An 11,015-nucleotide genomic window follows, 5' to 3' on the forward strand; every position below is an offset into this window, starting at 1 on the left:
CCCGCTCCGGGGCCGGCAGAACAGGTGAGACACAGCAGTCGGCATGGGCGGCGGGGCGCCGTGGCTGCCCTCTGGCGCCGGCGAGCGGTGCTGGTCCTGCTGGTGCTGGCAGTGTCCCTGCTGCACCTCTGGGTGGTCGACCGGGTGTGGGAGGCCCGCCTGGGGGCCGGTGCGGGCGATCCGCCGCCCCCGACCATCGACGTGGCCTTCGTCCAGGCCCTGGCCCCGGCGCAGCCACCGGTGGCCGCGGCACCCCGGCCGCGCCCTGTGGCGGCCACGGCGCCACGGCGGGCAGCCTCCGCACCCCCGCCGCCCGCCTCCGCCCCGGAGCGCGAAGCCTCGGCGGCCTTGGATGGCCCTCCCGGGATGTCGGACGCCGGGGCGCAAGAGGCGGTGGATGTCGTGCAGCGCGAGCCGGAGGTGCCGGCGCCGGAGGTGGACGCGGCCTCGGCCCCCGCCTCGGCGGCCAGCGCGGCCCTGGCCTTCGACTGGCCTCCGTCCACCCGGCTGAGCTACACCGTCACGGGCAACTACCGGGGGCCGATGGAGGGCTCGGCCCAGGTGGAGTGGCGGCGTCAGGACAGTCACTACCAGGTGTGCGTCACCGTGGGCGTGGGCGCGGTGGTGGAGCGGCGCATGCTCAGTGACGGTGAACTCACCCCGGATGGTTTGAAGCCGCAGCGCTACGACCAGGAGACCGACCTGCCCCTCAAGGGCACCCGTCGCGAGACCGTGCGTTTCGACGGCGACACCATCACCCTGGCCACCGGCAAGACGGTGCCGACGATGCCCGGCGTGCAGGACGCGGCCAGCCAGTTCGTCCAGCTCACCTGGTTCTTCCTGACCCATCCGGAGCAGCTGCGTCCCGGCCAGGAGGTGGCCTTTCCGCTGGCGCTGCCGCGGCGGGCCGGCAGCTGGCGCTACCAGGTGCTGCCGCCCGAGCCGATGGCGCTCAAGGTGGGCGCCCTGTGGGCCTACCCGCTCAAGCCCCTGCCCGGCAGCCTCAAGCCCAACGAGGTGGCGGTGCAGATGTGGATCGCCCCCACCCTGCAATACCTGCCGGTGCGCATCACGATGAACTGGCGCGACGAGGCCACGCTGGACATGGTGCTGGACGGCGCGCCCCTGCAGGCGGCGCATTGAGCGTCATATAGTCCGTTCATCATTCCCCTAAAAGAACCGAGAGGACGACACCATGAGCTATGAATGCATCCTGACCGAGGTCCGGGGCGAGGGCGCGCGCAAGACCGGCCTGATCACCCTGAACCGGCCCAAGCAGCTCAATGCGCTGAACGGGCAGCTGATGGACGAGCTGGGCGCGGCCCTGCTGGCCTTTGAGGCCGACGAGGGCATCGGCTGCATCGTCATCACCGGCAGCGAGAAGGCCTTTGCGGCGGGCGCCGACATCGCCGCCATGGCCACCCTGGGCTACATGGAGGCCTACACGGGGGGCTTCATCACCCGCAACTGGGAAACCATCCGCCAGGTGCGCAAGCCGGTGATCGCCGCGGTGGCCGGCTTTGCGCTGGGCGGGGGCAACGAGCTGGCCATGATGTGCGACATCATCCTGGCCGCCGACACCGCCAAGTTCGGCCAGCCCGAGATCAAGCTGGGCACCATCCCCGGGGCCGGCGGCACCCAGCGCCTGCCGCGTGCGGTGGGCAAGGCCAAGGCCATGGAGCTGCTGCTGACCGGCCGCATGATGGGTGCCGAGGAGGCCGAGCGGGCCGGCCTGGTGGCCCGCGTGGTGCCGGCGGCCAGCCTGCTGGACGAGGCCCTGGCCGTGGCCGCCCAGATCAACGAGCTCTCCGGCCCCAGCCTCATGATGATCAAGGAATGCGTGAACGAGGCCTACGAGAGCGGCCTGTCCACCGGGGTGCGCACCGAGCGCCACATGTTCCAGTCGCTGTTCGGCACCGAGGACCAGCGCGAGGGCATGGCGGCCTTCCTGGAGAAGCGCAAGCCGGCATTCCGTCACCGTTGAGGGGGTTGCGGGGGAGGCCGGCGCGCCGCCCCCTCAATTTGGGCCGGGCCCGGTCGATAACTGATCTCAACAGAGACCGAGACCTGGAAGATCCCAGCCATGCCGGCCGCCCAAGACACGCTAGAACCCTCCAGCCTGCCCCCTTCCGCCGCCGCTGTGGTCGCACGACCGCGGGTGGCGGCGGAGTTGCGACAGGTCAGCCTGGAGATGCCGGACGCCTGCGAGCGGCTGGAGTACGTCGGCAAGATGACCGAGCGCGCCGCAAACCGCGTGCTCGAGTCGGTCGACGAGGCCAAACCCCTGTGCGAGAAGCTGATCAGCCGGGGGGACGAGTTGGTCGCCGTGATGCGTCGTCAGGCGGAATCCCCCGAGATGGACGTGGCCCGTGCGCGCGCGCTGATGCGCATGTGTGCCGATTACGTGGCCAGCACCACCGATTTCGCCCGCCAGCAGAACGAGCACCTGACCAACATCCTGCTGGCCCAGGACTTCCAGGACCTGTCGGGCCAGGTGATCAAGAAGGTCACCGACATCCTGCTGCGGGCCGAGGCCGAGCTGCGCCATGTGGTGGAAGAGCTGCCGGCCGCCGGTGTGGCCGAGGAGAGCGCCGCCGACGACGGCCATCAGCTCGAAGGCGTGCAGGTGCCCGACCGGGCCATGCAGCAGGAAGACGTGGACGACCTGCTGGCCTCGCTGGGCTTCTGACCGCCCGAGGCCGCCGGCGCCTCCGGTCGGCTCAGGGCTGCAGCCAGACCGGCGGTTGGCCGGCCGACAGGCGGGCGCGCCGGTGGCCGGTGGCAGCCAGTTCCAGCCAATCCATCTCCAGCACCTGGGCCTGCACCACCGCGAAATGCTCACGCGCCGCCAGACCGCTGGGGGGCGCATCGGCCGGGCTGCCCGGGGGCAGGGGCGCCAGGTAGTCCTGGGCCGCCGGCGTGGAACGCAGCCGCGCCCAGCGCGACGACACGGCCAGTCCGCTGACTTCGACTTGGCAGTCGATCTGGATGCGCAGCTGCCAGCCCAGTTCGGCCGACCACATCACCAGCACCGCACGGGGCTGGGTCTTGAGCTGACCCACCTTGGGGGATCGGGCGTCGGTGAAGAAGATCAGCCGTTCCTGGTCGGGGTCCACCTCCCGCAGCACCACGGTGCGGGCATCGGGCAGGCCGTCGGGCGAGACCGTGGCCAGGCTGGGGGTGCGCCAGGGGTGGCCCCGCCGGTCGGCAGCCACAGCCAGCTCGCGCCACAGCTGCTCGTGCAGCGTGGCGCTCAGCGGCGCGCCGACGGGCGTGCCTGCCGGGGCGAGCAGGGCGGACATGCCGCCAGTGTGTCAGAAAGACGCAGCACTGCACCCCGGATTTGCCCGGTCAGGGCGGCAGGAGGCTTCAGGCCCCAGGGGCGAGGCCGGCGTCTCAGACTTCCCGGCGCAGCGCCGGGAACAGGATGACGTCACGGATGCTGGGCGAGTCGGTCAGCAGCATCATCAGGCGGTCGATGCCGATGCCGCAGCCGCCGGTCGGGGGCATGCCGTACTCCAGGGCGCGGATGAAATCGGCGTCGTAGTACATGGCTTCGTCGTCGCCGGCTTCCTTGTTGGCCACCTGGGCCTGGAAGCGGGCGGCCTGGTCCTCGGCGTCGTTCAGCTCGGAGAAGCCGTTGCCGAACTCGCGGCCGGTGATGAACAGCTCGAAGCGCTCGGTGATGGCCGGGTTGGCGTCGCTCGCGCGGGCCAGCGGGCTCACCTCGACGGGGTAGTCGATGATGAAGGTGGGCTGCCAGAGCTTCTCTTCCACCGCGGCCTCGAACAGGCCGAACTGCAGCTGGGCCAGGCCCCAGTGCTTGGGCGGCTCCTCGCCCAGTTCCTTGAGCTTGGCGTGCACGGCCTGGGCCGAATCGGCCTCGGCCTCGCTCAGGCCGGCGTACTTCACCAGCGAGTCGCGCACCGACAGGCGGGCGAAGGGCTCGTCCAGATGGACTTCCTTCTCGGCGTAGGTCAGGCGGGCCGAGCCGGTGGCCGCACGCGCGGCGTGGCGCAGCAGGGCCTCGGTGAAGTCCATCAGGTCGTGGTGGTTCCAGTAGGCCGCATAGAACTCCATCATCGTGAATTCCGGGTTGTGCCGGACGCTGATGCCTTCGTTGCGGAAGTTGCGGTTGATCTCGAACACCCGCTCGAAGCCGCCCACCACCAGGCGCTTGAGGTACAGCTCGGGCGCGATGCGCAGGAACATCTCCTGGTCCAGCGCGTTGTGGTGGGTGACGAAGGGCTTGGCGTTGGCACCGCCGGGAATCGGGTGCAGCATCGGCGTTTCCACTTCCAGGAAGCCGTGCTCGACCATGAAGTTGCGGATCGAGGCCACGCCCTTGCTGCGGGCGACGAAGCGCTTCTTGGCTTCTTCGTCCATCATCAGGTCGACGTAGCGCTGACGGTACTTCTGTTCCTGGTCGGTCATGCCGTGGAACTTGTCCGGCAGCGGGCGCAGGCTCTTGGTCAGCAGGCGCACCGAACTGGCCTTGACCGACAGCTCGCCGGTCTTGGTCTTGAACAGCGTGCCTTCGCAGCCCAGGATGTCGCCCAGGTCCCAGCGCTTGAAGGCGGCCAGGGTCTCGGCACCCACCATGTCCTGGGTGATGTAGAGCTGGATGCGGCCGGTGGCGTCCTGCAGGGTGGCGAAGCAGGCCTTGCCCATGACGCGCTTGAGCATCATGCGGCCGGCCACGCTGACCTTCACGCCCTGGGCTTCCAGGGCCTCGGCCTCGGCGCCATCGTGCTGGTGGTGCAGGGCAGCGGCGCGGTGCCCAGGCTTGAAGTCGTTGGGGAACACCGCCTGCCCCGCCTCTTTGGCCGTGGCGCGCAGCTCGGCCAGTTTCTCGCGACGCTCCGCGATCAGCTGGTTGTCGTCGGGCGAGGGCAGGGAGATGTCGGTGCTCATGGGCGCAAGGGGTTGCGGTGGTGGAGGGGACCGCCCGGTGTGTGGGTTTTCCGGCGGCAAGCCCTCCATTTTAGGCTGTGGTCCCGTCGGGGCGCCCGGCCCGGCGCCTAAAATTGCCGGTTTTGATCGCTGCCCCGACCGGCCGCAGGGCCTGTGCGCCGGGGTGCTCGTCCATGCATCGTCACATTGCCGTTGTCGGCCTGGGCTACGTCGGCCTGCCGGTGGCCGTGGCCTTCGGCCGCCAGCACCGCATCGTCGGTTTCGACATCAACCCCACCCGCGTCGCCGAGCTGAAGGCCGGTCATGACCGCACCGGCGAGGTCGCCGACGCCGACCTGGCCGCGGCCGACATCCTCTACACCGACCAGGTGGCCGACCTGCGCCGCAGCGACTTCTTCATCGTCGCCGTGCCCACGCCGGTGGACCAGGCCAACAAGCCCGACCTGACGCCGCTGATCTCGGCTTCGCGCAGCGTCGGCCAGGCGCTCAAGAAGGGCGACATCGTCGTCTACGAATCCACCGTCTACCCCGGCGCCACCGAGGAAGATTGCGTGCCGGTGCTGGAGCAGGTCTCGGGCCTGAAGCACGGCGTGGACTTCTTCTGCGGCTACAGCCCCGAGCGCATCAACCCGGGCGACCGCGAGCACACCTTCACCACCATCCGCAAGATCGTCTCGGGTTGCGACGCCCCCACGCTGGAGACGGTGGCCGAGGTCTATGCCTCGGTGGTGACCGCCGGCGTGCACCGCGCCAGCAGCATCAAGGTGGCCGAGGCCGCCAAGGTGATCGAGAACACCCAGCGCGACCTCAACATCGCGCTGATGAACGAGCTGTCGGTGCTGTTCGCCCGCATGGGCATCGACACCGCCGAGGTGCTGGCCGCGGCCGGCAGCAAGTGGAACTTCCTGCCCTTCCGGCCCGGCCTGGTGGGCGGCCACTGCATCGGCGTGGACCCGTACTACCTGACCTACAAGGCCGAGCAGCACGGCTACATCCCGCAGGTCATCCTGGCGGGCCGGCGCATCAACGACAACATGGGCCGCTACGTGGCGCGCAACACCGTCAAGCTGATGCTCAAGAACGGGTTGGACGTGCCGCGCTGCCGCATCGGCGTGCTGGGCATCACCTTCAAGGAGAACTGCCCGGACATCCGCAATTCCAAGGTGGTGGATCTGGTGCGCGAGCTGCAGGATCACGGCACCACCGTGGTGGTGATGGACCCCTGGGCCGACGACGACGAGGTGCGGCACGAATGCGGCATTACCCTGGCCCGCCTGGAGGACGAAGCCCCCTTCGACGCCCTGGTGGTGGCCGTGGCGCACCGCGAGTACCGCGCCCTGACGGCCCCCCAGCTGCGCGCGCTGGTCCGGGGCGACAAGCCCGTGATCGCTGACGTCAAGTCCCTGTTCGACCGCGAGGTCCTGGCCGCGGCCGGCGCCACCGTGTTCCGCCTGTGACGGCCTGAGCCTCGACATGAGCACCCAAAACTTCGCCCTGATCGGCGCCGCCGGCTACATCGCCCCGCGCCACATGCGAGCCATCAAGGACCTGGGCCACACCCTGGCCGTGGCCTACGACATCAACGACTCGGTGGGCATCATCGACAGCCTGCACCCGCAGGCCGAGTTCTTCACCCAGTTCGAGCGCTTCTACGAACATGCCCAGGTGCTGCGCCGCGACCCGGCGCGGGCGCTGGACATCGTGGCCGTCTGCTCGCCCAACCACCTGCACCATCCACACATCGCCGCCGGCCTGCGCCTGGGCGCCGATGTGATCTGCGAAAAGCCGCTGGTGCCCACGCCCGCGCTGCTGGACGAGCTGGCCCGGGTGGAGCAGGAGACCGGCCACCGGGTCTACAACATCCTGCAGCTGCGCCACCACGACGCCATCCTGAAGCTGCGCGAGAAAGTGGCCGCGGCCCCGGCCGACACCAAGTTCGACGTCACGCTGACCTACATCACCTCGCGCGGCAAGTGGTATGCCGAGAGCTGGAAGGGCGACCCGCGCAAGAGCTTCGGTGTGGCCACCAACATTGGCGTGCACTTCTTCGACATGCTGCACTTCATCTTCGGCAAGCTGCAGGCCAATGTGGTGCACCACAACGGCGAGGCCAAGGCCGCGGGCTACCTGGAGTACGAACGCGCCCGGGTGCGCTGGTTCCTGTCCATCGACGCCAACGACCTGCCGGACGAGGTGAAGGGGAAGAAGCCCACCTTCCGCAGCATCGACATCTCGGGCGAGCAGCTGGAGTTCTCCGAAGGCTTCACCGACCTGCACACGGTGAGCTACCGCGAGATCCTGGCCGGCCGCGGTTACGGCCTGGCCGATGCGCGCCACTGCGTGGAGACGGTCGACGTCATCCGCGCGGCCGCGGCCCAGCCGGCCGGCAGCCTGGGTCACCCCTTTCTGCAGCACCTGGCCTGAGGCCCCCGCCATGAGCGTCACCATCCACCCCAGCGCCATCGTCGACGAGGGCGCGCAGCTGGGCGAGGGCACGGCCGTCTGGCATTTCAGCCATGTGTGTGCCGGCGCCCGCATCGGGCCGCGCTGCTCGCTGGGGCAGAACGTGTTCGTCGCCAACGATGTGGTGATCGGCGCGGGCGTGCGCATCCAGAACAACGTCTCGGTCTATGACGCGGTGACGCTGGAGGACGATGTCTTCGTCGGCCCCAGCGCGGTGTTCACCAATGTCTTCAACCCGCGCTCGGCCGTGCCCCGCAAGCACGAATACCGCCGCACGTTGGTCCAGCGTGGCGCCACGCTGGGCGCCAACTGCACCCTCGTCTGCGGTGCCACGGTGGGCGAATATGCCTTCATCGGTGCCGGCGCGGTGGTCACCAAGGACGTGAAGCCTTATGCGCTGATGACCGGCGTGCCGGCCCGCCAGACCGGCTGGATGAGCCGCCATGGCGAGAAGCTGGCGCTGCCGGTGGACGAGGCCGCCGACATGGAGGCCGCCTGCCCGGCCACCGGTGAGCGCTACCGCCTGCAAGGCGGTCGCCTGGAGGCCCTTTGACCATGCAATTCATCGATCTGAAGGCGCAGTACGCCGCGCTCAAGGCGGACATCGACGCCGCCATCCAGCAGGTGCTGGACCACGGCCAGTACATCATGGGGCCGGAAGTGGCCCAGTTGGAGACGGCCCTGGCCGCCCGTGTGGGCGTGGGCCACTGCGTCACCGTGGCCAGCGGCACCGAGGCCCTGCTGATCGCGCTGATGGCGCTGGACCTGCAGCCCGGCGACGAGGTCATCACCAGCCCCTTCACCTTCGCCGCCACGGCCGAGGTGATCGCCCTGCTGGGCGGGGTGCCGGTCTTCGTCGATGTCGAGCCCGACACCGGCCTGATCGACGCGGGGCGGATCGAGGCGGCCATCACGCCGCGCACCCGGGCGCTGATGCCGGTCAGCCTGTACGGCCAGGTGCCGGACATGGACGCGATCAACGCCATCGCGGCGCGCCACGGCCTGCCGGTGATCGAGGACGCGGCCCAGAGCTTCGGCGCCAAATACACCATGGCCCCCACGCCATCCTCAGGGATGGCTGCCCCCCAAGGGGGCTCGCCCGCCTTGGGGCGGCCCGGCGGCGGGCGGGTCGCGCACAGCTGCGGTGTCTCGACGATCGGCTGCACCAGCTTCTTCCCCAGCAAGCCGCTGGGCTGCTATGGCGACGGTGGGGCCCTGTTCACCGACGACGCCCGCCTGGCCCAGGCCGCACGGGAGATCCGTGTGCACGGCCAGAGCGCGCGCTACACCCACACCCGCGTGGGCGTGGGCGGGCGCATGGACACGATCCAGTGCGCGGTGCTGTTGGCCAAGCTGCCCCGGCTGGACTGGGAGCTGCAGCGCCGCCGCGAGCTGGGCGCGCGCTACCACGCGCTGCTGGCCGATGTGAACGTGGGCCTGCTGACCGTGCGCGAGGGCCGCGACAGCGTCTGGGGCCAGTACACCGTGACGGTGGCGGACCGGCCGGCCGTGCAGGCGGCCCTGAAGGCGGTGGGCATTCCCACGGCCGTCCACTACCCGCGCCCGCTGCACCAGCAGGTGGCCTACGAGCGTTTCGCGCCCGCGGGCGGCTGCCCGGTGGCCGAGCAGCTGGCCCAGCAGGTGATGAGCCTGCCGATGAGCCCCGACCTGGGTGAGGCCGACCAGGACCGCGTGGTGGCGGCGCTGGCCGCGGCCCTGGGCCGGCGCAGCTGAGGCCCGCTGCGGCATCCATGGCGCCAGCCCCGGACCACCGCTCGCCCTTGCAGGGGCTGGTGCGTGCCAGCCTGACGCTGGTGGCTGGCGGCGCGTTGGCCCAGGCCCTGCCGCTGCTGCTGGGGCCGCTGCTCACGCGCCTGTTCTCGCCGGTCGATTTCGGCCACTACCACCTGTTCGCCGCGGTGGCCGCCAACCTGGCGGTGGTGGCCTGCGCGCGCTACGAGTTCGCCCTGCCGCTGGCGGCCGATGCGGGCGAGGCCCAGGCCCTGCGGGTGCTGGCGCTGCGCATCGCGGCCCTGGTGACGCTGGCCAGCGCGGTCGGTGCGGCCGGCTGGTGGGTCTGGAGCCGCGAACACTGGGTGGTGTGGCTGCCGCTGGCGGTGGCCAGCGCCGGGCTGGTGTCGCTGGCCACGCTGTGGGCCACGCGCGAGCAGCGCTTCAGCGCCCTGGCCGCGTCCCGGGTGCTGCAGTACGGCGGCGCAGCCCTGGCCCAGGCGGCCGCGGGGGCGCTGGGCTGGGGTGTGACCGGCCTGGTGGTGGCGCCCATCGCGGCCACCCTGCTCGCCACCTTGGCGCTGCGCCTGCCGCTGGGGGGCGCCGGCCTGCGCTGGGGAACGTTGGCCGCGGTGGCGCGTCGGCACCGGCAGTTCCCGCTGCTCAACACACCGCATGCCTTTCTGGGCGCGCTGCAGGACACGGCCAGCGTGGCCCTGATCGCCGCCAGCCTGGGGCCGGCGGCGGCGGGCTTTTGGGGCCTGTCGCTGCGCTACCTGAAGGCGCCCGCCACCCTGGTGGGCAGCGCGGTGTCGCAGGCGCTCTATCCCAAGCTGGCCGCGGCGGGGGCGCGGCCCACGCCGGCCGCCCGCCAGGCCTTGCGCCGGGTGATGGCGGCGTTGGCCGCGCTGGCGCTGGCGCTGGTGGCCGGGCTGTGGGCGTTGGCGCCCTGGGCCTTTGCCGCGCTGTTCGGCGAGCCCTGGCGGGCTGCGGGCGAGCTGGCCCGGGCCCTGGCCCTCTACATCGGCCTGCATTTCGTGGCTGCGCCGTTGGCGGTGGTGACCATGGCCTGGCAGGCCCAGGCCTGGGCGCTGCGCCTGGCGGTGGTGGGGCAGGTGGCCTTCGTGGCCGCCCTGGCGGCAGGCCTGCACTGGGGCGGGCTGCAGGGGGCAGGCTGGGCGGTCTCGGCGGCCATGGCCGGCTATTTCGGCTACTACTTCTGGGCCCTGGCCACCTGGCCCGTCTCAGCCCACGGGCCCACCGATGAACCGATGGCCGCGGCAGGGGACAATCGCGCACCGTGAACTGGCTCAGATCCACCTTCAACCGCTGGCGCCGCCGCTGGGTGCGCGCCTGGCTCTACCGCATCGTCTTCGGCGAGCGTTCGCAGGGGCAGGACCTGCCGCACACCCGCATCTCGCCGGCCGCCTTCATCGAACAGGAAGACAAGCTGACGCTGGCCGACCATGTCTACATCGGCCCCTTCAACTACCTGGAGTGCAGCGGCGGCATCACGATCGGCGAAGGCGTGCAGATCACCAGCCATTGCAGCATCGTCACCCACAGTTCGCACCGCGCGGCCCGGCTGCTGGGCGAGGGCTTCGTGCGCTGGCCGGCGGCCGGCTTTGCCGAGCGGCCGGGCTGGGTTGCAGGGCCGGTGGAGATCGGCCCCTACAGCTTCATCGGCCCCCATTCGCTGATCGAGGCCAACACCAAGCTGGGCAAGGGCACGCTGGTGTGCGCCGGCAGCTTCGTGCGCGGCGAGTACCCGGACTTCGTCATTCTGGAGGGCCGGCCGGCCCGCGTGGTGGGCGACAGCCGCCGCGCCGACCGCAAGCTGCTGCAGCGCTACCCCGAGTTGTTGCCGCTGTACGAGGCCTGGGCCGGCCCGGTGGACGAGGACTGAG

Annotated in this window: 11 protein-coding genes; 9 read left to right on the plus strand and 2 right to left on the minus strand. The window is 70.8% G+C overall.

Translation table 11 applies throughout. From position 1 onward, the window contains the following. Nucleotides 1–60: 60 nt before the first annotated feature. The 3 genes from LRM40_RS05225 (at nucleotide 61) to LRM40_RS05235 (ending at nucleotide 2,689) form a co-directional block, all read left to right on the plus strand. Nucleotides 61–1,143, plus strand: a complete 1,083-nt coding sequence (locus LRM40_RS05225; RefSeq protein WP_151122087.1) for a DUF3108 domain-containing protein — start codon at nucleotides 61–63, stop codon at nucleotides 1,141–1,143. Between the two features lie 52 nt (nucleotides 1,144–1,195). Next, a complete protein-coding gene (locus LRM40_RS05230; protein WP_151122086.1) occupies nucleotides 1,196–1,984 on the plus strand; it encodes an enoyl-CoA hydratase in 789 nt (262 codons plus the stop codon). 99 nt (nucleotides 1,985–2,083) lie between these two features. Beyond that, nucleotides 2,084–2,689 (plus strand): protein phosphatase CheZ, encoded by a 606-nt coding sequence (locus LRM40_RS05235; RefSeq protein ID WP_151122085.1) that lies wholly within the window; start codon nucleotides 2,084–2,086, stop codon nucleotides 2,687–2,689. A 31-nt stretch (nucleotides 2,690–2,720) separates the two neighbouring features. On the opposite strand, the gene LRM40_RS05240 is transcribed toward LRM40_RS05235, so the two are convergent. Together LRM40_RS05240 and lysS are read right to left on the minus strand one after the other, a co-directional pair. After that, nucleotides 2,721–3,302, minus strand: a complete 582-nt coding sequence (locus tag LRM40_RS05240) for a pyridoxamine 5'-phosphate oxidase family protein (RefSeq protein WP_151122084.1) — start codon at nucleotides 3,300–3,302, stop codon at nucleotides 2,721–2,723. 94 nt (nucleotides 3,303–3,396) lie between these two features. Beyond that, nucleotides 3,397–4,914 carry a lysine--tRNA ligase gene (gene lysS / locus LRM40_RS05245; protein WP_151122083.1) on the minus strand — a complete coding sequence of 506 codons (1,518 nt, stop codon included), beginning with the start codon at nucleotides 4,912–4,914 and terminating at the stop codon, nucleotides 3,397–3,399. Nucleotides 4,915–5,087: 173 nt separating this feature from the next. Here lysS and LRM40_RS05250 point away from each other — a divergent pair, with 173 nt between their 5' ends. The 6 genes from LRM40_RS05250 to LRM40_RS05275 are packed head-to-tail and all read left to right on the plus strand — an operon-like array spanning nucleotide 5,088 to nucleotide 11,014. Then, nucleotides 5,088–6,371, plus strand: a complete 1,284-nt coding sequence (locus LRM40_RS05250) for a nucleotide sugar dehydrogenase (protein ID WP_151122082.1) — start codon at nucleotides 5,088–5,090, stop codon at nucleotides 6,369–6,371. 16 nt (nucleotides 6,372–6,387) lie between these two features. Then, nucleotides 6,388–7,338: a Gfo/Idh/MocA family protein gene (locus LRM40_RS05255; RefSeq protein WP_151122081.1), complete on the plus strand. Its 951-nt coding sequence runs from the start codon at nucleotides 6,388–6,390 to the stop codon at nucleotides 7,336–7,338. Nucleotides 7,339–7,348: 10 nt separating this feature from the next. Then, nucleotides 7,349–7,930, plus strand: a complete 582-nt coding sequence (locus tag LRM40_RS05260) for an acyltransferase (protein ID WP_151122080.1) — start codon at nucleotides 7,349–7,351, stop codon at nucleotides 7,928–7,930. A 2-nt stretch (nucleotides 7,931–7,932) separates the two neighbouring features. Beyond that, nucleotides 7,933–9,111, plus strand: coding sequence for a DegT/DnrJ/EryC1/StrS family aminotransferase (locus LRM40_RS05265; protein WP_151122079.1), 1,179 nt, complete (start codon nucleotides 7,933–7,935; stop codon nucleotides 9,109–9,111). 17 nt (nucleotides 9,112–9,128) lie between these two features. Then, entirely contained in the window at nucleotides 9,129–10,412 is a 1,284-nt protein-coding gene (locus tag LRM40_RS05270; RefSeq protein WP_151122078.1) for a lipopolysaccharide biosynthesis protein, read from the plus strand. Beyond that, nucleotides 10,409–11,014: an acyltransferase gene (locus LRM40_RS05275; protein ID WP_151122077.1), complete on the plus strand. Its 606-nt coding sequence runs from the start codon at nucleotides 10,409–10,411 to the stop codon at nucleotides 11,012–11,014. The genes LRM40_RS05270 and LRM40_RS05275 overlap by 4 nt, the downstream gene beginning before the upstream one ends. Nucleotide 11,015: the final 1 nt, after the last annotated feature.

It is taken from the genome of Ideonella dechloratans (assembly GCF_021049305.1).
Taxonomy (GTDB): Bacteria; Pseudomonadota; Gammaproteobacteria; order Burkholderiales; family Burkholderiaceae_C; genus Ideonella; species Ideonella dechloratans.